General features: G+C 48.1%; 27 protein-coding genes and 1 pseudogene. 17 read left to right on the top strand and 11 right to left on the bottom strand.

Translation table 11 applies throughout. The features are described from left to right. The first annotated feature begins 199 nt into the window (after positions 1 to 199). Together RQN30_RS07855 and RQN30_RS07850 are read left to right on the top strand one after the other, a co-directional pair. Complete coding sequence (locus tag RQN30_RS07855) at positions 200 to 373, top strand: hypothetical protein (protein ID WP_353061814.1); 174 nt, start codon at positions 200 to 202, stop codon at positions 371 to 373. Then, the gene (locus RQN30_RS07850; RefSeq protein ID WP_353059997.1) at positions 295 to 768 is read left to right on the top strand and encodes a hypothetical protein; all 474 of its coding nucleotides are present in this window, start codon (positions 295 to 297) and stop codon (positions 766 to 768) included. The genes RQN30_RS07855 and RQN30_RS07850 overlap by 79 nt, the downstream gene beginning before the upstream one ends. Before the next feature lie 444 nt (positions 769 to 1,212). Here the strand turns inward: RQN30_RS07850 and dnaB are convergent, their stop codons facing one another. Continuing rightward, the gene (gene dnaB, locus RQN30_RS07845) at positions 1,213 to 2,619 is read right to left on the bottom strand and encodes a replicative DNA helicase (protein WP_353059996.1); all 1,407 of its coding nucleotides are present in this window, start codon (positions 2,617 to 2,619) and stop codon (positions 1,213 to 1,215) included. A 614-nt stretch (positions 2,620 to 3,233) separates the two neighbouring features. Here dnaB and RQN30_RS07840 point away from each other — a divergent pair. The 7 genes from RQN30_RS07840 (at position 3,234) to RQN30_RS07810 (ending at position 8,697) form a co-directional block, all read left to right on the top strand. Next, positions 3,234 to 3,533: a hypothetical protein gene (locus tag RQN30_RS07840; RefSeq protein ID WP_353059995.1), complete on the top strand. Its 300-nt coding sequence runs from the start codon at positions 3,234 to 3,236 to the stop codon at positions 3,531 to 3,533. An 83-nt stretch (positions 3,534 to 3,616) separates the two neighbouring features. Continuing rightward, positions 3,617 to 3,952, top strand: coding sequence for a hypothetical protein (locus tag RQN30_RS07835; RefSeq protein ID WP_353059994.1), 336 nt, complete (start codon positions 3,617 to 3,619; stop codon positions 3,950 to 3,952). Between the two features lie 212 nt (positions 3,953 to 4,164). Beyond that, entirely contained in the window at positions 4,165 to 5,364 is a 1,200-nt protein-coding gene (locus RQN30_RS07830) for an MATE family efflux transporter (protein ID WP_353059993.1), read from the top strand. Then, positions 5,358 to 5,588: a hypothetical protein gene (locus RQN30_RS07825; RefSeq protein ID WP_353059992.1), complete on the top strand. Its 231-nt coding sequence runs from the start codon at positions 5,358 to 5,360 to the stop codon at positions 5,586 to 5,588. Before RQN30_RS07830 ends, RQN30_RS07825 begins: the two co-directional genes overlap by 7 nt. 166 nt (positions 5,589 to 5,754) lie before the next feature. Then, the gene (locus tag RQN30_RS07820) at positions 5,755 to 6,933 is read left to right on the top strand and encodes an amidohydrolase (protein ID WP_353061813.1); all 1,179 of its coding nucleotides are present in this window, start codon (positions 5,755 to 5,757) and stop codon (positions 6,931 to 6,933) included. A gap of 70 nt (positions 6,934 to 7,003) precedes the next feature. Then, the gene (locus RQN30_RS07815; RefSeq protein ID WP_353059991.1) at positions 7,004 to 8,092 is read left to right on the top strand and encodes an MFS transporter; all 1,089 of its coding nucleotides are present in this window, start codon (positions 7,004 to 7,006) and stop codon (positions 8,090 to 8,092) included. A gap of 26 nt (positions 8,093 to 8,118) precedes the next feature. Then, a complete protein-coding gene (locus tag RQN30_RS07810; RefSeq protein ID WP_353059990.1) occupies positions 8,119 to 8,697 on the top strand; it encodes an MFS transporter in 579 nt (192 codons plus the stop codon). Between the two features lie 330 nt (positions 8,698 to 9,027). On the opposite strand, the gene rplI is transcribed toward RQN30_RS07810, so the two are convergent. The 9 genes from rplI to RQN30_RS07765 all read right to left on the bottom strand — a co-directional run bounded on the left by rplI (position 9,028) and on the right by RQN30_RS07765 (position 16,277). Beyond that, positions 9,028 to 9,477: a 50S ribosomal protein L9 gene (gene rplI / locus RQN30_RS07805; RefSeq protein ID WP_353059989.1), complete on the bottom strand. Its 450-nt coding sequence runs from the start codon at positions 9,475 to 9,477 to the stop codon at positions 9,028 to 9,030. A 16-nt stretch (positions 9,478 to 9,493) separates the two neighbouring features. Continuing rightward, positions 9,494 to 9,730: a 30S ribosomal protein S18 gene (gene rpsR / locus RQN30_RS07800; RefSeq protein WP_353059988.1), complete on the bottom strand. Its 237-nt coding sequence runs from the start codon at positions 9,728 to 9,730 to the stop codon at positions 9,494 to 9,496. 228 nt (positions 9,731 to 9,958) lie between these two features. Then, the gene (locus RQN30_RS07795; protein WP_353059987.1) at positions 9,959 to 10,498 is read right to left on the bottom strand and encodes a single-stranded DNA-binding protein; all 540 of its coding nucleotides are present in this window, start codon (positions 10,496 to 10,498) and stop codon (positions 9,959 to 9,961) included. A 27-nt stretch (positions 10,499 to 10,525) separates the two neighbouring features. After that, entirely contained in the window at positions 10,526 to 10,828 is a 303-nt protein-coding gene (gene rpsF / locus RQN30_RS07790) for a 30S ribosomal protein S6 (RefSeq protein WP_353059986.1), read from the bottom strand. A 331-nt stretch (positions 10,829 to 11,159) separates the two neighbouring features. Next, on the bottom strand, positions 11,160 to 13,052 hold the full coding sequence (locus RQN30_RS07785; protein ID WP_353061812.1) for a transglycosylase domain-containing protein: 1,893 nt from the start codon (positions 13,050 to 13,052) through the stop codon (positions 11,160 to 11,162). Between the two features lie 38 nt (positions 13,053 to 13,090). Further along, on the bottom strand, positions 13,091 to 13,270 hold the full coding sequence (locus tag RQN30_RS07780) for a hypothetical protein (protein WP_353059985.1): 180 nt from the start codon (positions 13,268 to 13,270) through the stop codon (positions 13,091 to 13,093). A gap of 37 nt (positions 13,271 to 13,307) precedes the next feature. Beyond that, positions 13,308 to 14,543 carry an AI-2E family transporter gene (locus RQN30_RS07775; RefSeq protein ID WP_353061811.1) on the bottom strand — a complete coding sequence of 412 codons (1,236 nt, stop codon included), beginning with the start codon at positions 14,541 to 14,543 and terminating at the stop codon, positions 13,308 to 13,310. 47 nt (positions 14,544 to 14,590) lie between these two features. Next, a complete protein-coding gene (locus RQN30_RS07770; RefSeq protein WP_353059984.1) occupies positions 14,591 to 14,785 on the bottom strand; it encodes a hypothetical protein in 195 nt (64 codons plus the stop codon). Between the two features lie 73 nt (positions 14,786 to 14,858). Further along, positions 14,859 to 16,277 carry a CCA tRNA nucleotidyltransferase gene (locus RQN30_RS07765; protein WP_353061810.1) on the bottom strand — a complete coding sequence of 473 codons (1,419 nt, stop codon included), beginning with the start codon at positions 16,275 to 16,277 and terminating at the stop codon, positions 14,859 to 14,861. Between the two features lie 139 nt (positions 16,278 to 16,416). Here RQN30_RS07765 and RQN30_RS07760 point away from each other — a divergent pair, with 139 nt between their 5' ends. The 8 genes from RQN30_RS07760 to trxB all read left to right on the top strand — a co-directional run bounded on the left by RQN30_RS07760 (position 16,417) and on the right by trxB (position 23,352). Further along, complete coding sequence (locus RQN30_RS07760; protein ID WP_353059983.1) at positions 16,417 to 17,034, top strand: NUDIX hydrolase; 618 nt, start codon at positions 16,417 to 16,419, stop codon at positions 17,032 to 17,034. A 147-nt stretch (positions 17,035 to 17,181) separates the two neighbouring features. Then, positions 17,182 to 17,982, top strand: a complete 801-nt coding sequence (locus RQN30_RS07755) for a DUF6049 family protein (protein WP_353059982.1) — start codon at positions 17,182 to 17,184, stop codon at positions 17,980 to 17,982. A gap of 1 nt (position 17,983) precedes the next feature. Then, positions 17,984 to 18,451 carry a hypothetical protein gene (locus RQN30_RS07750; RefSeq protein ID WP_353059981.1) on the top strand — a complete coding sequence of 156 codons (468 nt, stop codon included), beginning with the start codon at positions 17,984 to 17,986 and terminating at the stop codon, positions 18,449 to 18,451. Continuing rightward, the gene (locus tag RQN30_RS07745; RefSeq protein WP_353061809.1) at positions 18,406 to 18,987 is read left to right on the top strand and encodes a DUF6049 family protein; all 582 of its coding nucleotides are present in this window, start codon (positions 18,406 to 18,408) and stop codon (positions 18,985 to 18,987) included. The genes RQN30_RS07750 and RQN30_RS07745 overlap by 46 nt, the downstream gene beginning before the upstream one ends. Further along, complete coding sequence (locus RQN30_RS07740) at positions 18,882 to 19,472, top strand: DUF6049 family protein (protein ID WP_353061808.1); 591 nt, start codon at positions 18,882 to 18,884, stop codon at positions 19,470 to 19,472. Before RQN30_RS07745 ends, RQN30_RS07740 begins: the two co-directional genes overlap by 106 nt. A 268-nt stretch (positions 19,473 to 19,740) precedes the next feature. Then, entirely contained in the window at positions 19,741 to 21,555 is a 1,815-nt protein-coding gene (locus RQN30_RS07735; RefSeq protein ID WP_353059980.1) for a hypothetical protein, read from the top strand. A 91-nt stretch (positions 21,556 to 21,646) separates the two neighbouring features. Further along, positions 21,647 to 22,291 (top strand): hypothetical protein, encoded by a 645-nt coding sequence (locus RQN30_RS07730; protein WP_353059979.1) that lies wholly within the window; start codon positions 21,647 to 21,649, stop codon positions 22,289 to 22,291. Positions 22,292 to 22,413: 122 nt separating this feature from the next. After that, positions 22,414 to 23,352, top strand: coding sequence for a thioredoxin-disulfide reductase (gene trxB / locus RQN30_RS07725; protein ID WP_353059978.1), 939 nt, complete (start codon positions 22,414 to 22,416; stop codon positions 23,350 to 23,352). Between the two features lie 349 nt (positions 23,353 to 23,701). On the opposite strand, the pseudogene RQN30_RS07720 reads toward trxB, so the two are convergent. After that, positions 23,702 to 24,540, bottom strand: a pseudogene (locus RQN30_RS07720) (ParB/RepB/Spo0J family partition protein); the annotation flags it as partial. Between the last annotated feature and the right edge of the window lie 410 nt (positions 24,541 to 24,950).

Here is a 24,950-nt window from a genome sequence, read left to right as displayed (position 1 = left end):
GTTGCTAAATTGGCTTTATCTCATTAAACATCTCATTAAACATCGGAAAGCGGCAATATGGAACACTTTGGACGTTTTGAAAACTTTGTACAGCTTCGCGATTTTCTGCAGTCTGCACTGCACACACATCTTTTGCCGTCGCCAAAAAATCTGATCAGGCGAAAAATATCGTTTCGAGCATTGTTTACGTACGGCAAAAATCGGGAGAGAAATTGCTCTCGCCGATTCCACACCGGAAATGCCGCTTGATCCGGAAATACTGGAAATTGGCTGTTTACTGCATGATATCGGGAAATGGGACGCCGCAGTGCCGGTAGATCATGGGCGGGCAGGGCGCTCCGCGCTTACCGTTTATTGCGTGAAGCCGGGATAGATCAACCAATCTGCCAGGAAATCGCCCAGGGCATTGCAATGCATGTAGATACAATCTGGAATCCAGGCAAAAATGGCGGAACTTTCGAAAACCGTGCGGGAGAGAAATATTTCATATTCGATTGCGAACCAACACTGCCCGCACGGCTGATTGGGCAGTGCGACGACATCGACCGCTTCTCCGTTTACCGCATTTTCGATACTTTAAACTATTTCAAGTTCCTAGAATTAAGTACGCCCGCGCAGATTGAATGGATCGACGGATATTTCACACAGCTGGAAACCGAACGAAGTAAAGTTCGCGCCACCGAAACTCTGCGCCGGCGCTGGAAAGAAAATATCGACTACCAAATCGGATACTTCACCAAGCTCCGCAAAGAAATCGGCGCAGAATAACTTTTCTCCGCAATAATCTCCGCCGGCGGCGGAAACTTATTTTCGTTACGTAACTGGCGGCAAGAACTCAGGCTGCGATTATTGCCTACGGAAGTGGTTGCATTTGTGCAGGTCACAAGCTCGCAATAACGACAGCACTCCCGTCGGAAATCAAAACTACCTATTTCGCCACCAGTTACGTGAGATTATGCGAACTTTGCCACCACTTACGTGGACGCACAAGCATTTTGCCGTCAGTTACGTCAGCCGATACCCGCGATACAAACAAAATATGCATCGCCTTTTACTTGGCTCCATTTCGGCCGGTTCCAAGCGGTGTTTTTGCACAGCAGTCAGGCTTGATCTATGCAAAAACACCGCTTTGCAGCAAAATAACCAGTTTTCATAGAAAAATTACAATACCGCAAAACCGGTAAACCCGCAGCAGGCGGAAAATCAGCACACTCAGTACTCTTGATTCGCGAAATTATCACTGCTTGCAAGATTCGCAAAACGTGTACGGTTACGCTGGAACATCAACTCCACCGAACCAGTCGGCCCAGAACGATTCTTTCCCACAATAATCTCCGACGGCGGCGGATCCATCGGATCATCACCATCCTTGTTGTGAATCAATAAAATCACATCCGCATCCTGCTCCAGCGAACCAGACTCACGAAGATCAGCCACCTGCGGGCGCTTATCATTACGCGCTTCCGGATTACGATTCAGCTGGGCAACAGCAATAATCGGCACATCCAGCTCTTTTGCAAGCAATTTAATCGAACGCGAAAACTCCGAAACTTCCTGCTGCCGCGACTCCGGCGTCCGCCCGCCGGAAGTGAGCAGCTGCAAGTAATCAATCACGATTAATTCAATCTGGTTTTGCTGGCGCATCCGGCGGGCTTTTGCGCGAATCTCCGTCATCGTCAAGTTTGGCGAATCATCCACAAAGAAAGGTGCGGAACCGATACGTTCCATCGTGTTCGCAATCGTATTCCAGTCACGCTGCTCCAACTCGCCGCGAATCAGTTTCGAAAGAAATACTCCCGACTCTGCCGCGAGCGCACGCATCACCAATTCTGTGCGGCTCATTTCGAGCGAGAAGAACGCGACGGCTTTCCCCTCACGAATCGCCACATTTCGGCAAATATCCATTGCCAATGTAGATTTACCCATGCCGGGACGGGCTGCCACAATAATCATTTGTCCGGCACGTAAACCATTCAAACTCTGATCCAGTTCAGTAAAACCCGTCGGCAGACCTGCCATTATGCCGTCGCGCGCGCTATTTGCTTCAATTTCAGCGATTACATCTGGGAGAATCTGCTCGAAATTGGCATACTCGTTCGAGATGTTTTCTTCCGCCATCGCAAACATTTCCTGCTGCGCCATGTCGATTAGATTGTCAACCTCAATACCTTCTCCGCCATAAGCTAGCTGCACAATCTTCGTCCCGGCATTAATCAATGCCCGCAGCTTTGCGAGATCTTTTACGATTCGGGCATAATATGCTGCATTTGCTGCGGTGGGAACCATGCTTACAAGGCGATAAAGATAATCTTGCCCGCCGGTACGGTCAAGTTCACCTTTGTTTTTTAAATATGCGGCGATTGTGATTGTGTCCGCAACTCCGCCGTCGCCAAAAACGCTGATTATCGCGGTGAAAATTGTTGCATGCTGCGGACGGTAGAAATCGATAGCTTTCAAAATCGGCACTACCTCAGAAATAGCGTCTTTATTAATCAGCATTGCGCCCAGCACACTCATCTCTGCTTCAAGATCCTGCGGAGGAACTCGCGCAAAATCTGAACTTCCTGTGGGTGCGCTGGCTCTTGGTGCAAATTTTTGCTGCGGTACGTCATATGCCATCGCGTCTCTCCTTGTTTTTGAATCGTAGCTGCCGAACTTGCCGAACTTACTGCGGGTATTTTACTTCCGGATGACTTGTGGTAACGCTGCCGATTTGGAACTGCGCAAAGCTCTGCACAAACTGTGCGGAGGTTTCACAATCACACTCGTCATATCGCCGTTATTCTTTATCTACTGTAAACAACTTTAACGAACCATGAATATGCCTCGAACACAAATCGGACTTAAGACAAGTTTACAAAAACCTGTGGATACTTTAAGTATTTCTGTGGATTATATTTCGCGTGTTTATGGAAAAAGTGTCTAGAACAGGTGGATATACACTAAAATACCGTATATTTATATCCACAATTGTGGAAAGCCTGCGGAAAAGCGCTAATTTTAGCCACAAATATTTTCCACAGCAGTGGATATGTATTTGTGTCTAATTCCGCAATATTCATTCATCTTTCAAAAATACTTAAAGTTAAAACACGCCCGAGTTTGACAAAAGTTAAATTGATGTCCAACTCAAGTTGGAACAGAACACTGTATTTATCAGATAGGCTTATCTATAGAAGCAGAGACAGCTGCAATATCAACCGGAAATCCAAGTATAAAGACGGGAGCACAATATGTCGGGCGCTTTTGACTCAGATAACACTTCTGGATCCGCATGGCTTGGCAGTTCGACACGCAATCTAAATAAACGCGCCCGCGGAAATGCCTGGAAAAAGCACAGCGACCTCGCAGATGCGTTCCTCGCTGGTAAGGAACAGCATACAGACACTGCACGCAAAAATTTTTCACTCAGTGCAGCTTGCCGCGCGGCGCTATTTCTTCCAACTCTTCCGATAGCCGCGATAAAAAATCACCTCATCACAGCCGGCATCTTCGCCAAGAAAACACTGCCGCCGCGAAACCGCAAACACTAAAACAGACCTTAAAAGCCGTTAACAAGGTCGGGCAAATTCGGACCTCTGCACAGCATCTTCCGCAATTATCCAAGCTCTCACTAGTGAAAGAATTTACTGATTCACTGAAGCAGGATATTGCCGAGTCTGTACAGCTTTCACAGGCAAACAGCTCACAAACAAGCAATAATCAGATTGCGGAAATTACGAACAGTACCAAAACTGCTTCCGCAGATCACCAGATAAAAACATCCGCGCAAGAACCGCAAAATCCAAACCAAAAGCAAATAACTCCAAAATACGCCACTCTCAATGAGCTGCTCGGGAATTTAGATCATCTTGAGGGCGAAGAACTTACCAATGCTGTAAAGCAATTTATCAGCAGCAATATCGGATATATTATCTTTATTTTGTTCATAATCTATATTATTTTATTCTAGCTATCGACTCGCACTGCACCTTGCACTGCCGTCGGCACTATACAGCCGCAAACACCGATATCGACGGTGCGGATTCACATGAAAACTTGCGAATCCGCACGAAACTTGCGAATACCCGTCGTTATCTGCTTACCTGTTTATCTGCTGCTATCCATATTGTCCGCTTGTCCGTATTGTCCGCTTCTCCTGCAAAGCACCTGGCCTTAAAATCCATGAATCAAAAAAATAAACACAGCACATCTGATCCGCACATTAGCCCCAAAACCAACTCTCCGCGCGAAATTGACCGCAGCATTGCAAAACTTGCACTTCCTTCACTGGGCACGCTCCTTGTCGAACCGCTGCTCGTTGCCGTAGATTCAACAATGGTTGGGCATCTTGGAACGAAAGAACTTGCCGGCCTGGCACTTGCTTCAACACTTCTCAATACACTAATTGGGCTGTGTATTTTTCTCACCTACGCCACCACAGCTTCAACCGCACATTTCGTCGGAAAAGGCAATCCGGCAAAAGCCGCCCGGCTCGGAATCGACGGAATCTGGCTCGCGCTCGGGCTGGGTTCCGCATTATCATTATTCCTTTTCTTCGCTGCCGCACCGCTGCTTTCACTTTTCAAACCAAACCCAGAAGTACTTCCGCAAGCCGTTGCATATTTACAGGCTTCCGCATTCGGATTTCCCGCAATGCTGCTCGTGCTGGCAAGCACCGGCGCTTTACGCGGCTTTTCTGACACAAAATCACCGCTAATTGCTTCGACGGCAGGTGCGCTAATAAACATCCCGCTGAATGCGGTGTTTATTTACGCTGCCGGACTGGGCGTAGCCGGTGCCGGATACGGCAGCGCACTGGCACAAGCCGGAATCGGAATTTTTCTCACCTGGCGGTTTGCACAAATTGCCCGCAAACAAAACATTTCCTTATTTCCCTCAGGAGACGGGGTATTAAAATCTTTGCACGATTCAGCGCCGCTAATTATTCGAACTCTTTCCTTGCGTACCGCACTGCTCCTGCAAATCGCCGCTGCCGCCGCGCTTGGCACCGCCGCTCTCGCCGCAAATCAAATCGTCATGTCGATGTGGAACTTTGCGGCATACGGTCTGGACTCTCTTGCAATTGCCGCACAAATTCTTATCGGTCAAGGTCTTGGCTCAAGCGATGCCCAAAAAGTTCGGATGATTCTTTCCCGCTGCCTGCGCTGGAGCGTCCGCGCCGGAATAATCCTTGGCTGTATTTTTATTGCAATCTCATTTTTTGTTCCGCATTTAATGTCAATCGACGCTTCCGTGCAAAAACTCAGTATGCACACAATGCGGCTGACTTCGCTGGCGCTTCCAATAGGCGCCGTCACTTATATGCTCGACGGTATCCTCATTGGTGCCGGAGACACGAAAAACTTGCGAAATACATGCTGATTTCACTTCTTTCCTTTGCCCCAATCGCCGGAATCATCATAATTTTCAGTCCGAAATTTATCCCGCCGACTCCAATAATGCAAAACAGCGAACTTAATATCGAAATAATTATCGGAATGTTAATTCTTTGGGCGGGGTACGCAATCGTGTTCATGGGCATTCGCGCAGCCACAATGCACTATCGAGTGAAAGGTACGAAATGGATTCAGACATCAGAGGAATGAGCGGCGCTTAAAACTTCGGCAATATTTCCGCATCAATACTTTCCAAATAAAGTTTCGTTTTGGCTCACTTTCCGCGATGTTTTCACTTTTAAATGAAAGTCCTAGAACAAAGAAAAATTTGCTTGGCATAATTAGATATGAGCACAATTTATGATTCCTTAGAAAAATATACTTCCTGGCAAGAAGATCTCTATATTCACTTCCATCAGCACCCCGAACTTTCAATGCTCGAGGTGAATACGGCAGCAAAATTACTGAAATCCTCACTGCTATCGGATACACTGTCCAGCAGATTGGCGGCGGAGTTGTCGGCGTCCTCAAAAACGGCACCGGGCCAACAGTACTTTTCCGCGCAGATATTGATGCACTCGCCGTGAAAGAAGATACCGGGCTGCCCTACGCTTCCACCGCAAAAACTCCGAATGCCGCCGGAGAACTTGTTCCGGCAATGCATGCATGCGGGCATGATATGCATATCGCAGCAGCACTTGGCGCCGCTCGGGCGCTTGCAGAACATCAGGACGAATGGGCCGGCACCTATATTGCACTTTTCCAACCGGGTGAAGAAACCGCTCAGGGTGCAAAATCAATGGTTTCCGACGGACTCACCGAACGAATTCCCACCCCGGATTACTGCTTTGCACAGCACGTGCTAACCACGCCCGAATCAGGAAAAATCGGCACCGCCGACGGTCCGTTCCTTTCGACAGCAGCAAGCCTGCGGGTGAAAGTATTCGGAAAAGGGACCCATGGTTCAATGCCGCATCTCGGAGTGGACGCCGTCGTTCTTGCAGCCGCGATAATCACTCGGATCCAAACGATTGTTTCCCGTGAAGTAAGCCCATTTGATTTCGGCGTCGTAAGCGTTGGAAAAGTGAGCGCCGGAAGTGCCGCAAATGTAATTCCCGGAGAAGCAGAGCTGCTTTTGAATGTGCGCGCCTATTCGGATGAGATCCGCGAACAGCTGATTAGTGCAATCAAACGGATTGTTACCGCCGAATGTGCAGCTTCCCATTCTCCAAAAGCGCCGGAAATTGAAGTCTATGACGAATATCCGCTAACTTACAATGATCCGGAATTAAACCAGCAGCTCACTGCGCATCTGCGCAGCGTGCTCGGAGCAGAAAACGTTGTTGATTTGAAAGCACAAACAGCTTCCGAAGATTTTTCAACAATCCCAAATGCTTTCGGCTGCCCATATATTTATTGGGGATTCGGCGGTTTCAAACCGGATCAGGAAAAGTTCCCGAACCACAACCCCGGCTTCGGTCCGGCACTGCAGCCATCACTGGCTGCCGGAACTAAAGCAGCTGCTGCGGCTGCAATGATGATTCTCGGGAAATAACCGCAGCGTATCCCGGCGGAAACACAATTTCAGATACAAAAATGATTTAACACAGTATGGGGGATTTATTTTGAACAGGAAAACTAACCGCAAAACGCAGCGGAAAAAAGCTCCGGAAAAGTATCAGGGAACTGAAAAACTGCTTTGGGGAATCGTTCTTGCCGTCGTCACTTTCTGGCTTTTCGCCGGAACCGCCGGCACTGTTGCTCCGGAAATTATGGCGGATATTAACGCAAACCACGAGTATCTTGACGCTTCGTCGATGAACCTTGCCGTCTCTGTTACCGGCCTGTTTTCTGGTCTTTTCATCGTATTGGCTGGCGGAACCGCAGATAAGGTTGGCCGGGTAAAAGTCACGCTTATCGGCGTTGCCTTAAATATTCTCGGCTCGCTGCTCCTGGTTTTTGCTGCGGGTGTTCTCGCACTTCCGCTGCTGATTATCGGCCGGATAATTCAAGGTTTCGCAGCTGCATGTATCATGCCTGCTTCAATGGCGCTTGTAAAATCTTACTGGGACGGAGCTGCCCGGCAGCGCGCTGTCTCAATGTGGTCAATCGGTTCCTGGGGCGGATCCGGTCTTGCCGCAATTTTTGGCGGAACCGTCGTGAACTATGTTGGCTGGCGCGGGATTTTTATCGCTTCAATCGCAATTTCGGTTGTCTCATTTTTGATGATTTTCGGAACGCCGGAAGACCGCGTTGAAAGTGCTGAAAGAAAAGGTTTTGACTATCTCGGGCTTGTCACCTTTATCGCTGCCACACTTTCACTGATGATTGTGCTGCTTTACGGATCAAAGCTGGGATGGGGGTCGTTTACGACGGTCAGCCTTTTCGTGCTGTCGCTCGTTTTCTACGCTTGTTTCTACTTCTGGGAAAAGAAGCAGCGTAATCCATTCGTGAATTTTGCACTTTTTAAGAACACAACCTTTACCGGTGCAACAATCTCGAACTTTTTAGTCAACGGCACTATCGGGATGCTGATTGTTTCACAGCAAGTGATTCAGATGGCTGGGCATAAACCTGACGGCAGTGCGTATACTGCCTTTGATGCCGGTTTACTTTCAGTCGGCTACGGCATTTTTATCATTGCTTTCATCCGCGTAGGTGAAAAGCTGCTGCAAAAATTCGGACCGCGCAAGCCAATGATTTGGGGGCGCTAATCACAATTGTTTCCTGCGGAATGCTAATGGCAACGCATTTGCTAATCGGCGCATATGTAATCCTCGCGATTATTGCTTACTGTCTTTTCGGTGTCGGGTTGGCATTCTATGCAACACCGTCGACGGATGCCGCTCTTTCTGCGCTTCCGGCGGAACGGGCGGGTGCCGGATCAGGAATCTATAAGATGGCTTCCTCACTGGGCGGAGCAATCGGCACCGCAATTTCACTTGCAGTTTACTATGGTCTGCAGGGTGCTGCTGTTCCGGATATTATTGTGCTCCAAGGCCGGACCGATAATGCGTCAGTTCGGCTTGCCGCAATGGTGGCGCTCGGCGTTTCTCTCGTATTCTTGCTGCTCACTATTGTTTCAATCGTAATGACAATTCCAAAGGGCGGCGGTTCGAAAGATTTCGGGCGGAGTGAAGAATCAGCTGATCCGAAACCGCAGCTGCCGCTTGACGCACAGAAACGTGCAATTTTGGTTCGCCTTGCCGGACGTGAACTTTCAGACTTAGAGTACGCTGAGAAACAGCTGCTGATTAAAGATTTGCAGGATATCGACCGGCTTGTTCTTGAAGAAATTGTTGAAAAGCGCAAACTCTGACGGATAAACCCAAACTCCGGCAATTCAATCGGAAAATATGCAAAACTTCTGGCATTTCTGATTGCATCCGGCAAAAGCGGGCGATCTATTCCGGAAACTGTAATTAATTAGTTTCGGAATCTGACTTGCCCGCTTTGTTGTATTTAATCTTTTCTGCGTTTAATAATGAAAATTTCATTACTCGGATTAACGGGATTAATCTTAATGGGATTAGTCAGGTTTGCGGGTTAACGGTTTAGCCGGTTCACCGCAAAAACACGAAAATTAAAAGTCTGGCGGGGAAGATACACAATCTCTCCCCGCCAGACTAACTATCTGCAGCAACTAAAATTACTTTGCAGCGTTCACCTGAATCTTCAGACTTGCAGTGATTTCATCGTGAAGTTTCACGGTGCCGGCATATTCGCCCACGGATTTAATCGTGGAAGCGAGGTTTACTGCACGGCGATCAATGCTCTTGCCGGAAATTTCTGATGCAGCTGCAGCCACATCAGCAGTGCTTACTCCGCCGAAAAGACGGCCGTTTTCACCGGCGGTCTTCACAATTACAAGCACATTAGTTTCGAGCACATCGCGTACTTCACGCGCTGCTTCCAGATCATGAGTTGCACGCTTGCGGTTTGATTCAGCAATCTGATCAATCTGCTTCTGCGCACCTTTCGTCCATGCCACTGCATAGCCGCGCGGAATCAGGAAGTTCCGGCCGTAGCCGTCTTTCACAGTTACTACTTCGCCAGCGGTACCGAGCCCTTTTACTTCGTGCGTAAGGATGATTTTCATTTTTAAATCCTCCCTATCAGCGGTTCGAGCTGGTGTAAGGCAGAAGAGCCATTTCACGTGCATTCTTCACTGCACGCGCAATCTTCCGCTGTTCCTGCACAGTAACACCGGTTACACGGCGTGAACGAATCTTGCCGCGATCGGAAATGAACTTCCGCAAAGTTGCGGTATCTTTGTAGTCGATGTTCTCGACACGGGCCGACTTTAACGGGTTGGCCTTCTTTTTTGGCTTGCGCAATACTGGCTTTGCCATTTTGTTCCTCTTTCATTCACACCCTTTGCACATCCCCGATATTTCCGTATCGGAAACCCGTTCGTGCAAAAGGAGAAAAGTCTAAATATGTGACGCTAAACGTTCTCGGATTCTTTTAATTTTCTCTGCTTCGTTCACAATTCTTTAATCGCGTTATTGAAAGCTGCTCACTGCGTTCCGCAAAGCGATTCACCGAGCGAAACGAATCAGTACGAAATTAAAAGAACTTTAGAACGGCGGCTCGTTATCATACGAAGATCCTTGCGGATCTGAAGCCCACGGATCGTGGTATGCACCGCCTGCTGGAGCGTCGTAGGATGGGCGAGAGGCGCCGGCCTGCCCGCCTCCTTGGTTGAATCCGCCGCGGGGAGCGCCTGCTCCGCCGCCAAAGCCACCATTCCCGCTGCTTGTTCGGTTCACTGTAGCTGTGGCGTAGCGCAGAGATGGCCCGACTTCTTCCACCTGAATCTCAATCGAGGTTCCCTGTGAGCCGTCTTGACGCTGGTACGAACGCACCTGCAGCTTTCCCGTCACAATCACACGCATCCCCTTCGTGAGGGTTTCCGCTACGTGCTCTGCATACTGTGCCCATACTGCACATCGCACAAACATCGCTTCGCCGTCTTCCCATTCGTTGGTTTGCCGGTTGAGGTTGCGCGGCGTAGATGCCACAGTGAAGTTTGCGACGGCCCGACCAGTGCTAACATATTTTAGCTCCGGATCACTCGTGAGGTTTCCGACGATTGTGATATTTGGTTCGCCTGCCATCTTTTAGCTTCCCTTCAGTTTCTTCGATTAGGCCTCTGCTGGAGCTGGTTCGAAGCGAAGCAGCTTCGTGCGAAGCACTGCTTCATTCAAACCGAGCAAACGATCGAGTTCCTGAGCGGTTTCCGGGGTAGCGGTCATGTATACCACTACGTACACACCTTCAGACTTCTTCTTGATTTCATAAGCGAGACGGCGCTTGCCCATAATGTCAATATTGTCTAGCGTGCCGCCTTCATTTGGGACGACGGCGAGCAGCTTGTCGAGGAACGACTGTAGATTACGTTCATCTACTTCCGGGTCGAGAATAATCATCATCTCGTACTGACGCATATTTACCCACCTCCTTTGGTCTCAACGGCCACGGTATTTCCATGGCAGGAGGGTTATGCATCGAACATATTCACTGCAAAGCAACCGATATTGCCGGCTGTGAATACATTACAGTAGCTAAGTTTACCTGAACTTCTCCGAGGATTTGGTGCGGACTTCGCCACACTGCCGCAATGCGCTAATTTCCGGTTAATTCGATTGGAAAACAGATATCTGCCTTTGGAATAAAACCAATTTCAAACAGCTGAACAGCTTCGAGTGAAATTAAATCTGCCCGAATATTTGATGGAACATCTTCGGGCAGATTCAATACTCACGCAATATTCACTTCTTATCCTTCGGGAGCTTCTCCGGGATTATTTCCGCCGGGATTATTTGGCGGATTTCTCCGCGGATTCGGCGAAGGATCTGCCGGTTTTGGTTCCTCTTGATTTTTCGGAACTGTTTCATCCGGAACAGGAGCAGTGCCCGGCTGCGGAGAATTTTCTGCCGGCGGTGTTACGGCTCCCGCTTCTTCCTCCTGATTAGCCTGTTCCTCCGATTCTTCTGCCGTTTCTTTCGGAACCGCCGGCGGCAGATTCTGTGCGGCTAATAGTTCCCGCACATCCGGGAACTTTAATGCTGCTGTCTCTTTCAAGGCTGCCTTAGTGTACTTCCACCAGACATCAAGCGGGAATGTTGCGCCATAAATCGTCCGGACCTTGCCGAAGCTGCTCAGCTGCTCTTGTTCTCCATTGGGACCAACCTGGAACATATTCACAGCCGTCACCATTTGCGGGGTATACCCAATAAACCATCCTGATACCGGACCGGTTGAGGTACCCGATTTTCCCGCAAATTCACGTTCAGTTTGCACACCGATACGCTTTGCAACATCCGTTCCTGCACCCATTACCGAGCGAAATGCGTGCGTCGCAAGTGCCGCAGTTTCTTTCGAAAGTATCTGCTTTCCCGCCGTATCGCCGGAAAATACGTTTGCACCGTTCATTTTCGCAACAGACTTAACTGTATGCGGTTTATATAATTTCCCTTCTCCGGCAACCACACTATATGCTGCCGCCATCTGTTTTGCAGTCACCGACGCAGATCCAAGCGGATTTCCAACATTCGCAGCAAGCCCCGGATTATCTTTCGGAATACCCATTTTCACCGCAGTATCTACCGTAGTCTGCGGTCCAATCTCCAAATTTACTGCAGCATACGGGGTGTTTGCGGAAGTTCGCGTCATCCCAACAAGATCAAGTGCTCCATAGTTAACCATCCCGCTATTTGAAATAGTTTGGTCCGTTCCCGGAATTCGCATTGTGGCAGGCGCCGGGAACTTCCGGTGCATCGGAATCCCGTTTTCAATCGCCCCGACAAGTGTAAAAATCTTAAACGTCGAACCGGCTTGCGCCCGGGATTGCGTTGCATCATTCAACTGTTGTTTCAGATAATCAGCCCCGCCATAGAGCGCATACACTTCGCCGTTTTGCGGATTGAGCGAATAAGCCCCAACATGATTATTCGCCGGGCGGTCTTCCGGCAGCGAGTTCACCGCATCAACCAGTGCCTGCTGCTTTTCCCGATTAAAAGTAGTTACGATTTTATATCCGCCGGTAGAAATTTCTTCCGCAGTAAAACCAGCAGTATTTACCAGTTCCTCTTTTACCGTCTGCAGCAGGTAGCCGTTAGTGCCGCCAAAAACATTATTAGATTTCGGTTCAACACTCTGCGGGAATGCAGCAAACGCCTGATCTCGCTCCGCAGGTGAAATCCATTCATCTTCTGCCATCAATTTCAATACCCGCTCATACCGCTGCTGGGCTTTCTGCGGGTTAACCGCCGGATCCCACGCACTGGGAGCCGGAATTACTGCCGTGAGCAGCGCAGCCTGCGGAAGCGTTAAATCTTTTGCCGCAATATTAAAATAAGCGCGCGCGGCAGCTTCCACCCCGTACGCACCCCGTCCAAAGTAAATCGTGTTCAAATAGTTTGCAAGAATTTCGTCTTTACTCTGCGAACCGTCGATTTTCAACGCGAGAATTGCTTCTTTTGCTTTCCCCAGCAAAGAAGTTGTTCCGCCAAGATAGTAGCGTTCTGCATATTGCTGCGTTAATGTGGATCCGCCCTGTGTTGCGCCGCCGCGAATATTATTCCACAGCGCACGCGCGATTCCCTTAATTGATATCCCGTTATTCTCGTAGAAAGTCCGGTCTTCAGAAGCAACGACGGCATTCTTCATCACCGCTGGAATTTGCTCGCCGGGGATTACCGACCGGTTTATTTCCGATAGTGATCCGAGTTCAGTTTTTCCGTCGTCATAATAAACTGTAGTTTTTGCGCGAGCGCGAAATCATCTGGTTCCGGAACCGCTGTGCTCACGTAAAGACCGAGAAAAATCCCGATCCCCAGTGCGGCTGCCGCCAAGATTGAACCTACGGTAAAACGCCAACTCGGCAACCAGCGCAGAACCGTTCCTTTCCCGGCGCGCGGATAGTTAAACCGTCGCTTTTTTAATCCTAAGGTATTTCCTGCAGCGGATATTGCCATTAAATGCGCTCCTATTTCGCCTTTTTACAGCTTTCGCTGTGCGCTGTACATCCGGCGAATTCGTTTTCTTGTTTTTGTTTTTCGTGGAACGCTTAATTTTGCGTGTCCACCCTTGCAGGGTCTGCCGCTGCCGATTAAAAATCGGCAAATTGGATACTCCCAGCTCCTGCGAACCAGTGGAAGGTATCGTATCTTCCGTATCAGCAAGCGGTACCCGATCGACGTTATACCATCCGGCTTTTTCACGTTTTCTTGTATCTTTCTCTGATACGAAGTAAACGTCAAGCCAGCGTGTACGCGGATCAGAATCTATCAGTAATGCTTTGAAGAACAGGGTTAGCGGCACAGCGAGAATTGAACCAAGCAAGCCGACGATAACCGTCCAGATAATTAACGAAATAAAAGTAACTGAAGGTGAAAGGCCCACCACATCGCCAGTGAACTTTGGCTGAATAAAGCTTTGAATCACCACGTTGATAACCGTGTAAAGCACACCAACCCAAATCATCGACTGCCAGCCCTGATCCAGTAAAGCCATCAGCATTGGCGGAAGCACGCCGATAACGAATCCGATATTCGGAATATAGTTCGTAATGAATGCCCACATTCCCCAAGTCCAGGCAAGCGGAATTGCCAGAAATTGTAAGGCGAATACGTCAATAATTGCGACGATTAAACCGAAAATCGTGGAAATAATCCAGTAGGAACGGACTCGTTTTTCAAACACAGCAAGTGCGATTGCAAGATTCGCATTACTCTGACGGGCAACCCGCGACCGCACGTTCAAAGTGACCGTATCAATCGTGATAAAGAAAAGCGAAATGACTACAACAGCAATCAATCCGCCAATTGACGAAAGCGAATCAACCAGCGTTAACGCCCACGAGATTAAAGAATTATAGTTCAGATCATTCAAAAAACCGGACAAATCTTTGGTCTTAATTCCGAATTGATCTGCAAAAGCAATCGCCTGATTAATCGTTTCCTGAAAACGCCCGGAATAGTTGAAAAGTGTCTCCGGTACTGGACTTAAAGCCCACACCGTCACGGAAACAATCCCAATAAACACCACCATCAACGTGATGAAAGTCGCAAGCATTGCAATCCAGCTCGGCACACCGCGTTTAATCAGCGCCCGGCCAATGGGACGAAAGGCGAGCACAAGTGTGAGTGCAAGAAAAATCGGGGTAAAAACGCTTTCAATATAGTGAAATCCGGCAAGCGATATTGTCAGCAGTGAAAAACGGCAAGCACCATTAACCCCGTCGGTGCGCGCCCATCTAAATGTTCATCATTTTCAGTACCGACTACCCGCGGTGAGTTTTCCGGAGATTCTTCAGTAAATTCACTGCTGATTAAGTCGTTCGCCATCTCGGCTTCGCGTGCTGCTTCCGCCGCAGTGCCGTTTCCGCCCAATTCCTCCACGTTAGCTCCTCTCAAACTGCTCCAATTTTCCCACACTTTTCAGATAATCGAGTAAACTTCCAGCTTGATTTTGCTATTTGCGGCTTTCCCACCACTGCAGCAAACGCGCTGCAGCTGCTTCTTTCCCCAATGGTCCCTCTTCCATCCGCAGTTCCAACAGATATTTCCGTGCAATTCCAACTTCGCGGCCCGGCTGCAAATTCAACAATTCCATAATCTCTTTTCCGTCGAGATCAGGGCGGATTGCATCAATTGCCTCCTGCTCCTGCAATGCCTTTATCCGCGTCTCAAGATCATCCATTCCTGCTTGCAGCCAGCGGGCCCGCCGTTTATTCCGGGTAGTGCAATCGGCACGTGTAAGCCGATTCAGCCGAGCGAGCAGCGGCCCGGCGTCAGCAACATAACGGCGCACTGCACTATCGGTCCACGCCTGCTCGCCGTAGCCGTGAAAGCGAAGATGCAGTTCAACCAGGCGGGCCACATCTTTAATGGTCTGCTTGTCGAACCGCAGCGCTTTCATCCGTTTCTTTGTAATTCGCGCCCCAACAAGATCGTGTGCATGGAACGAAACAGTGCCGTCGGATTCATAACGTCTCGTTGCCGGTTTGCCAATATCGTGCATTAACGCCGCAAAACGCAGGATAAAATCCGGACGCGGAACTTCACCGCCGGAATCAGTCTCTAAATCGATTGCCTGATCAAGCACCGTCAATGTGTGCTCATATACATCTTTATGCCGGGCATGTTCGTCAACTGTCTCCCGCAGTCTGGAAAATTCTGGGAGCACGTATTCCATCACATCTGTTTCGACAAGCAATTCAATTCCGCGGCGCGGCTGCGCGGAAATAATCAATCTTTTCAACTCAGCCTGGATTCGTTCGACGGAAACGATTTCAAGGCGGCTCGCTTCACTTACCATTGCTGCCATTACCCGTTCACTAACATCGAAACCAAGTTGCGCCGAAAAACGCGCTGCCCGCATAATCCGTAACGGATCATCGTCAAATGACTGTGTTGCAGGAGCTGGGGTTTCAAGAATCCCGCTGACCAAATCTGCAAGACCGCCGCATGGATCTACAAGCTCAAACTGCGGCAGACGCACCGCCATCGCGTTTACCGTAAAATCACGGCGAGTGAGGTCGCCTTCAAGATTATCGCCGTAGTCAACCTCGGGTTTGCGTGAATTCGGATTGTATTGCTCGGAACGATAAGTGGTAATTTCCACAACTAACCCATCGCGCGCACCGCCGATTGTGCCGAATTCTTTGCCGATATCCCAAACGGATCCGCCCCACGATTCCAAGAGTTTCTGGGTCTTTTCCGGACGTGCCGAAGTGGTGAAATCGAAATCGTGAATCGGCATCCCGAGAAAAGCATCACGAACTGGTCCGCCGACTAATGCCAATTCTTCATCAGAACGTGCGAAAATAGTAGCTAGTTCAAGAATTGCTTGCGGAAGCGAACTTAGGGTTTGGTGCCCCTGAGTGAGCATCCGAGCACGCTGGTTTCGGCTGGCGTCTCCGTTAGTGCGAAGAGAAAGTGTATCAAGATGAGAATTCGTCACCCTCTAAGGGTGCCATGTTTCGTATCCTGAAGCACTTTCCTAAGCCAAAATCACTACCAGACTTACAATGGAAGAAAGACCAAAACCTCCGCGCGGGAGGACGGGAGGCCCGCATTATTTGAAGCGGGCAGCCAGCGCGCGCACATACCACCGACATAAAAATCTGCCTGTTTCTAACGAAACTTCTGCCGGCGGCGTAGTTATTCAGGTAAAAAATGGGGCAGCATATGTAGCCGTTATTGCGCGCCGAAACCGCAGCAAACGGCTCGAATGGTGTCTGCCGAAAGGACATCTTGAAGGCGACGAAACCGCCGAGCAGGCAGCCGTGCGGGAAGTGCGCGAAGAAACTGGGATAAACGGCAGAGTTCTGCGGCATCTGGCTTCAATCGACTACTGGTTTTCCGGAAATTACACCCGCATCCACAAAGTAGTGCACCACTTCTTAATCGAAGCGCTCAGCGGGAAGTTAACCGTGGAACACGATCCTGATCAGGAAGCGGAAGACGTCGCCTGGGTTCGTATTGATCAAGTTGGGGAACGTTTAGCATACGCAAATGAACGGAAGATTGTCTTGGCCGCATATGAGTTGCTGCAGCCTGGCGCCGCCGCGAATCACACCCGAAGTATTACGAAAAACACACCGCATTTCGGGAAAACACAACCCCGATATCGGTTTAAGATTTAGAATCCTGCTTGTAGCTAAAATCCGTGATTAAAACAGTTACAGTATCTTCCGTAAGACATAATTTACGTGCAGGCAATACTAAAATTCCCAAATACCGAACAAGATTAATCCGAGAAGGAGCAGAATAACGACACCGCCATCCGCTGCTTGCAACGAAAAGCAAATTTTTCCCAGATTTCTTTCCCCCTATGGAGAATTCTGGCGGTACTTTGCACCATTTTTCTTGTTTTCACAATCTTTTTCCTGCCGCTGCTTTCTTCTGCGGAAATTTCTTCTGCACAAGCTGCTCCGCTCCCAGTTTCCCATCCGGAAAATATTTCACAGAAAAATCAGCAGCCGCACCGCCAGACAACCAAATCCGGCGAATTCTCATTGCAAATTTCTGATTTCAGCAGTCCATGGCTCGCACCCGGTGCAGATTTGATTTTTACCGTCGAAATTTCAAACGGTACAGATCAAGAAGTTCCATTAAAAGAAATTGCCGTCGGAGCGCAGCGAACCCCGGCTAACTCGCAGTATCTGCTCTACTATTGGATGAATAATGTAATCACCGCTAAGCCATTGTTTTCTTTTCCGACGGACGTAAAAATACCTGCAGGCGAAATAAAACGCATAAAAGTGCAGGTCCCGCGAGCGCATATCCCCTGGTCAACCGCAAGATTCGGCTGGGGGCCCCGCGGTGTTGAAGCATGTGCAGTTTCAGCAAATCCAAAAGTACCTGCAAACACAACCCGCAATAATCTTTGCGACCGTTCTGTGACCGTCGCTGCCGCCGATGAGCAGCTTGCACCAATGCCGGTTTCTGTAGTTTTTCCGCTTAGTTTGAACTCTGCTGAAATTCTTGCACAACCGAGCATTACCGATATTTTGCTGGAAAAAAATTTCCAAAAACACTGCAATAACTCCAGATACTGCGCAAAAGATTCAAAAGACAATCAATACTTTTAACTTGCCGGGAGTAAACTATTTTGCTGACCCGTGGCTGCTCGAAAATTTACCGCTTGCGCAAACGATTAACTCTGCGGATGCTGCCGGAAAATATCTGCTTCCGTACGCAGATATTGATATCCAGGCATTAATTAGTGCAAACCATTCGGAAAAATTATCGGAAGCTTTCGCACTTAGCTCATCAATCCAGAATTCTTCGGCTGCAGGGAAAGCGTTTTCACCTGAAAAAATCAGTTTTTTGCAAGGACCGCCGAACCTTAAAGAACTGCAGGAACTTGCAGCGCTTGGGGTGCATACAGCAATAGTTCCGGGTGCGCAACGGTCTACTGCTCACGAATTTTTCTACACTCAGGAAGCCACCCGGAAAGTTTCGTTACATCCCGACGGTACTGCTCCGCGCAGCACTTCCCCAACGGCAATGCAATACCAGCAGAAAACCCGTCGGAACAAGCCTTTACCCTGCTGTTAAGTAACGACCAAATCTCCGCAGCACTCCAGGGCCGGCTCACTACCTATCAAGATTTGCAGGGAATTAATCTTTCCTTGAACGACCGGGCACAAGTTTCCCTCGCACTTTCCGCGATTCATTTCAATGAAGCACCTAATTATTCCCGCCCGCTGCTTGTGCAAGTTCCGCGTACTGTAGCAAACCAGCAGCAAAATCAGCGGTTAGAAAACGAGACAGCCAAAGCTGTTAAAGCATTAACGCAGGCGCCATGGCTTTCTGCCGGTTCACTTTCAGCTATTGTGAACGATAAAGCACCGATTCGGGAAATCCCAGATTCGGCGCAGTTCACGCCGGAAAAGCTTAATGCCGCTACTGCCGCAAACGCGCCGATTAGTCCGGCAGAGATTTCAGAACTATTGAATGCCGAAAAGTCTTTTTACAAAAAGCGCGCATTTTCACAAATTTCAACACTTTCCTTTCTTTTGCAAACCGGAAGTCGCTTACGGCTTTATCTGCCGCATGGCGCGGGAAACCAAAAGAATTTGCACAATATTTAGATCGTGTTTTTAAAATTGAATCCATCAAAACAGGGCTTGTTTTTGAACCAAGTTCCACAATCAATATGATTTCAGAAAGTTCGTCGCTTCCGGTGCGTATTGCGAATAATTTTCATAATGATGTCCAGGTTCAAATCGATCTTGTTTCACCAGATAATCGGCTGAGCAGCGATAAAACTGCGCAAGCCGTATTGCCGGCAAACCAGACCACAAGTATTTCTGTACCGGTAAAAGCGCACGGATCGGGAAATATTCGTGTGCTTTTACGAATTCTTGATGCCGACGGCAATGATTTGGATGCGCACGGATATTTAAATATGCGGATTCGCGCTGATTGGGAAAATATTGGAACTGCTATTATCGCCACTTTTTTCGGAATCATTTTAGTTTACGGGATTTACCGGTCGGTGAAAGACGGCCGTCGCGCAAAGCCGATGACGCAGCAAGAAATTGATTTCGCGAACTCGGATGCTGCCGCAAAATAAATTTGCCTGCACATAATTTGGATGTAGATAAAGTAAGCGGATAACCGATATTGCGTTATCTGCAGCGGATATTTCCTGGGCGCAGATGTTTTCTTTTCCTGCCGAAAACATCTGCAATCTGCAACCGTTTCAGTGCAATAAAGTCTCACTTGCCACATCTGGCGATTAGCAGCGGTGCTTCAAAGATAGATTGCGCTGTAACAGGTAGAATTAGACGCAAAATGCTGATAATACTGAAGTAATTGTTCACACTGAGATAACCGGAGAAATGGATTTGGAAAATAGCGCTCCTCAGCAGCTAATTGCAGAACGCTACAAGCTTACGGAGAAAACACAGCTTACTTATACTGCACCGCAGATTTCTAGCTGGATTGCACATGATACTGTGCTTTCGCGGCAGCTTCGCGCAATCGTAATAAATTCAGATAATCCAAACCGTGCTGCTGCTGTAGATGGCGCACGGCGCGCATCGCTTTTTACCGATACGCATGCTGTCTCAATCATCAGCATCGAGGATTCGCCGGAGAATACGGTGATTTTTACCGAATTTCCGTTGGGTACACGGCTTTTTGATGTGCTTTCAGATTTTCAGCGAAATATTTCTCCCCGCGAGACAAATCGTGATTTAGATCATTCTGAAAACGATATTGTTTTTTCTGGAAAAGATATTCCTGCAAGCTTCGTACATGCTGTGCTGGGGCAGCTTTCACGTGTGATTACTAATGCGCGGCACTTTGGAATTCGTTCGCTGCATCTTAGCGCCGACAGCATCTATCTCACTGACTCTGATCAAGTCATTGTCGACGGTCTTGGTGTGCTGGGGCCGCTTCACGGTGCAAGTTTTAATCGTTCAAGCGAGGAACTGGACCGTTCCGAAGCCCGCGGGCTTGTAGTTTTTCTTGCGTCTTTGCTGCTGGCACGTGATTTTCCAGCAGATCCGGCAGAACATGATTCAATTGTTTATCAAGCGCGGGAAAAGGCTGTGAACGGCAGATATGCGCAGCAATTGATTGATGTGCTCAATAACGAAGTAAATGGTAACGGCCCGCAATCCGCCGGCGATTTTATGCGGCTGCTCGCTCCTTGGGATGATAGTTTAATCTCCAGTTATCTTGCGGCTTTGCCAACCGGCGGGAAAACAGGAGCAAAGTCTGGTGTTTCTGCGCCTGGTGCGCCGCAGCATGATTCCGGCGTTCCCGTTACCGCGCAAAATTCCCTTTCCGCCGCTGAGAGCGACCGCACAGAATTATTGCACCCCGGATTTCCCCTTGATCTTGCAGCAGCCGATTCTGCCGCACTGAGCAGTGCTCCGGCATGGCCGAGCCTTCGTGATACTGCGGCTTCCGATTTCACGCCTGCGGCGCAGGAAAGTTTAAATCAAGATCCAGCAGATGCAGCAGAAACAAAGAATGCAGCAGAAACAGCGGATTCTTTCGTTGATTTTTCCGCCGCCGAAGCAGAGATGCAACCGGAAACAGAACCGGGGACGAAATCGGCAGCCGATATTGAAATGGAAGAAAATCAGGAAGTTTCAAATCCGGAAGATTCAGCTGCGAAAACAGCGATTGCTGCCGAGACGGACGCGGCTGCTGAGATGAGCACGGCTGCTGCAGATGAAGAAACATTATCTGTTCCCAGCGAGAATCTTTCCGCTGTTTCCGCTATTTCACAAAATGATTCAGTTCCAGAGATAAATCCTGATTCAAATTCAGACTTAAATCAGGAGCAAATCCCGGAGACAACACAAAAGAATACTGCTTTTCCGGAAACTGTTAATCCTGAAATAGACCATCCGAGTTCGGCTTCCGAAATTGAACCAGAAAATACTGTTTTTCCTCCAGTTGCCGCAAACGAAATTATTGCAGCAGCACATCCGGATACAGCTTCGGAAAATGCGTATCCAAATGTAGATTCCGCACCGGCGAAAGCGGAAACAGACCAAAAACCTGATAATTCCGGAGGGAAAAACAAGAATCTACTGCCGCACAGTCAGCAGTTTCTTTTCCAGATTCCGTCGATACAAAAAGAACCGCAGAAAGATCAGCGCAAAGATCAAAGAGCTGAACACTGCTCCGGAAAATAAAAAGCGCGCAGCAGCTGAACCTGCTTCCCCGGCTGAGCTGCAGGAAAAACTAAAGCCGCAGGAAAACCGCCGCCGAAATATTTCAAATGTTGTGCTGCTATTTTTCTTCGCTTTAATTACGCTTGCCCTGATTTTTGGTTTTTGGCGGGTATTCCAACCGCTCGAACAGACTGATTACGGCGTATCTGATACCCAAAATAGTGCAGCTGATACTCCGGCAGCACAAAATGGTGAAGAAAATAAACCGGCCGCCCCCGTACCTGATCTTGCTGCGCCGGCGATTATTGATTCCGTCGAACTTATTTCTTCTGATTCAAATTTACTTGCCGACGGAAATGCTGATGTTGCCGCGCTAAAAGCCGGAATCCCGCGCGTATATGACCGAAATCCAGATTCTGCCTGGAGCAGCTGGTGGTTCATTAACCAAAGTGTGTACAACCGCAGCAAACTTGGTCTTCTGGTTACGTTAAAAGACGAGACTGAAATTAGCGAGATTACCGTTTATACACGTTCACAAGGCGGAAAAATCCAGTGGAAAGCATTAACCCCGGAAACGGAACTTTCGGGAGCGATGCTGCAAACTGCACCGCATATTGCTGAGGCAAGTTTTACACCGACGGTTTCGTTAAAAGCTCCCGAATCTGTAAAAACGAAACAATTTCTTCTTTGGATTGATTTAATTCCCCGCACCGGGAATGAAAACCGCGCAGAAATCGTTGAAATAATGTTGAAGTAAAATATTTAACTACTTTTCGTGTTTTAATATTTTTCTTTTCACAAGCTTTTCTGGAAGTCAGCTTTCGTTTTTAAATAAAAACCGAGTCGTTATATTTTTACCATTTAAGATAGCGAGGAACAATGTCCGATATTCGTGACGTAGTAATTATTGGATCTGGGCCTGCAGGCTGGACTGCCGCAATTTATACTGCCCGTGCCGGTCTCAAACCGCTTGTACTTGCCGGTGCTCTTAATCCGGGCGGTGCATTAATGACCACCACCGAAGTTGAAAATTTCCCTGGCTGGCCAGAGGGAATCATCGGGCCGGAACTGATGGATAAAATGCAGGAGCAAGCTGAAAAGTTCGGTGCAGAAGTTGAATATGAAGATGCAGTTGATGTTGCTTTAAATGAAAAAATTAAAATCATTAAGACCCAAGATTCTGAATACCGCGCAAAAACTGTTATTCTCGCTTTAGGTTCAGCCTATAAGAAACTTGGGCTTACAGATGAAACAAAGTTTTCCGGAAAAGGTGTTTCATACTGTGCTACTTGTGATGGTTTTTTCTTCAAAAGGCAAGAAATTGCAGTAGTCGGCGGAGGTGATTCTGCCGCTACCGAAGCACTTTTCCTTTCCCGTTTTGGAACAACAGTACATCTTATTCATCGCCGCGACGAACTGCGTGCTTCAAAAGTGTTAGCCGATCGACTGCTTGCAACTGAAAATATTGAGCTGCACTGGAACTCAAAAGTTACTGCAATTAATGGCGACGAAAACGGAAAGCTTAAATCTTTAACCTTGGAAAATACTGTTGACGGCAGTACGTCTGAGCTTGCAGCTAACGGTTTGTTTGTTGCTATTGGTCACGAGCCGCGCTCACGTCTTGTTGCAAATGAAGTTGAACTTGACGCCAATGGTTACATTAAAGTTGCTGCACCAAGTACTGCAACCAACATCCCCGGAGTATTTGCGTGCGGCGATGTAGTAGACCATCACTACCGTCAGGCAATCACTGCGGCAGGTTCCGGCTGTGCAGCTGCGATAGATGCACAGGATTATCTCGGTAACCAGGAATTGTAATTCTCAAAGTTTCCGCTCACGTTTGATTCGAATTTAATTGTTCATTTCATTTAGTGAACAATTTTTTGACAGAATAATTTAAATGCTTCAAACACCGTCGGAAATTTCTGATTTTATGAATTATCTAATTCTCAGGCAGCTGGATAAAAATTACTTCGCTACTGGGCAATGAAAAAGCAATCACTTAATCCCCATATTTTGCCGTTTACTGCGGAGATAAATGGAGATTTATATTGTGCTTTCTTTGCAGCACGTATAAATATTGGCGGTTAAAACAAATGTTATTAACCGCCAATATTTTATTCGCATAAAAGTTCGTCATTACCCAGTTGATTATGACCTTTTCATTTTATATTGTCTCTTCGTGCAAAACCGAAAGAATTCGATTTAAATCTTCATACGAAGCAAAGTCAATCGTAATTTTCCCTTTTCGCAACCCCATCTGAACTTTAACGCGTGTCTCTAATCGCTCTCCGAGACGTGAAGCTACTTCTGCAAGTTCCGGCTGCACAATTTTTGTCCGCACCCGCCGTTCAATTTTATCTTCATTACTTCCCGCACCGAGTGCTACCAGTTCTTCCGTTGCCCGTACTGACAAACCTTCAGCAACAATACGTTGTGCTACTTGCTCCATTTCTGCTGGGTCCGGCAATGCAAGAAGTGCTCTCGCATGCCCGGCGGAAAGCACTCCGGAAGCAACACGCCGCTGAACTAATGCGGGTAACTTTAGCAGCCGAAGTGTATTTGAAATTTGCGGGCGCGAGCGTGCGATTCGGCGTGATAGTTCTTCCTGTGTGCATTGAAAATCTTCAAGCAGCTGCTGATATGCTGCAGCTTCTTCAAGGGCGTTAAGTTGCGCACGATGAAGATTTTCGAGCAACGCATCTCGGAGCAAATCTTCATCTTCAGTCCGACGAACAATTGCTGGAACTGTTTTTGCGCAGCTAATTGCGATGCGCGCCATCTCCGTTCACCCATAATTAGTTCGTAACGCGCTATCGGAGCTTCAGCCAGCGGTGCCGAAAGCGGGCGAACTACGATTGGCTGCAGCACACCAACTTCTTTAATTGAAGCTGCAAGTTCTTCAAGATCTTCTTCATCAAAAATTTGGCGCGGTTGTTTCGTATTCGGCACAATTTGCGCAAGTGGAATTTCCCCAAACGTAACTCCCGGCACTGGAAGCAATTCCTGGTTCTGCTTTTCTTCTTTTTTATTTACCGCAGAATCAATCCGGTTTTCTTTCTTTTTAGTTTGTGTTTTCGCCCGCTGATTTTGCGTTTCAGCTGGTTCATTATGATTTATTTCCACAGAGTGCGAAGTATCATGCAGGCCAGTATTTTTTGCATTGAAACTGTTTCTTTTTTGACTGCTCCGTTGCTTCCAGTTTTTCCGCTCCTTTCGCCGCGTTTGAATTTTCCTGTTTTCCAGCGGCGGTATCGTTAACTATTTTTTCGCCGTTGTTTCAGTTACCGTCGGCGGTTTACTGAAAAAACATCGATCGGACTATTTTTTGTTCTTTTTGACTTTCGGGAATTAACGCACTAATCCCGCGTCCCAAACCGCGCCGGCGCTCTGCCATTTATACTCCTTGGATTGTG

The organism is Arcanobacterium hippocoleae (genome assembly GCF_040360365.1).
Taxonomy (GTDB): domain Bacteria; phylum Actinomycetota; class Actinomycetes; order Actinomycetales; family Actinomycetaceae; genus Arcanobacterium_A; species Arcanobacterium_A hippocoleae_A.
This window is presented reverse-complemented; position numbering and strand designations above follow the sequence as displayed.

Coding starts and splice junctions, on each gene's coding strand:
- RQN30_RS07795 (WP_353059987.1), bottom strand. CDS start 10,498: ATGGCAGGCGAACCAAATATCACAATCGTCGGAAACCTCACGAGTGAT.
- RQN30_RS07850 (WP_353059997.1), top strand. CDS start 295: ATGGGACGCCGCAGTGCCGGTAGATCATGGGCGGGCAGGGCGCTCCGC.
- dnaB (WP_353059996.1), bottom strand. CDS start 2,619: ATGGCATATGACGTACCGCAGCAAAAATTTGCACCAAGAGCCAGCGCA.
- RQN30_RS07785 (WP_353061812.1), bottom strand. CDS start 13,052: ATGAAGAATGCCGTCGTTGCTTCTGAAGACCGGACTTTCTACGAGAAT.
- rplI (WP_353059989.1), bottom strand. CDS start 9,477: ATGAAAATCATCCTTACGCACGAAGTAAAAGGGCTCGGTACCGCTGGC.
- rpsR (WP_353059988.1), bottom strand. CDS start 9,730: ATGGCAAAGCCAGTATTGCGCAAGCCAAAAAAGAAGGCCAACCCGTTA.
- RQN30_RS07760 (WP_353059983.1), top strand. CDS start 16,417: ATGGAAGAAAGACCAAAACCTCCGCGCGGGAGGACGGGAGGCCCGCAT.
- RQN30_RS07810 (WP_353059990.1), top strand. CDS start 8,119: ATGGCAACGCATTTGCTAATCGGCGCATATGTAATCCTCGCGATTATT.
- trxB (WP_353059978.1), top strand. CDS start 22,414: ATGTCCGATATTCGTGACGTAGTAATTATTGGATCTGGGCCTGCAGGC.
- rpsF (WP_353059986.1), bottom strand. CDS start 10,828: ATGCGTCAGTACGAGATGATGATTATTCTCGACCCGGAAGTAGATGAA.
- RQN30_RS07765 (WP_353061810.1), bottom strand. CDS start 16,277: ATGCTCACTCAGGGGCACCAAACCCTAAGTTCGCTTCCGCAAGCAATT.
- RQN30_RS07825 (WP_353059992.1), top strand. CDS start 5,358: ATGCTGATTTCACTTCTTTCCTTTGCCCCAATCGCCGGAATCATCATA.
- RQN30_RS07735 (WP_353059980.1), top strand. CDS start 19,741: ATGGATTTGGAAAATAGCGCTCCTCAGCAGCTAATTGCAGAACGCTAC.
- RQN30_RS07840 (WP_353059995.1), top strand. CDS start 3,234: ATGTCGGGCGCTTTTGACTCAGATAACACTTCTGGATCCGCATGGCTT.
- RQN30_RS07830 (WP_353059993.1), top strand. CDS start 4,165: ATGAATCAAAAAAATAAACACAGCACATCTGATCCGCACATTAGCCCC.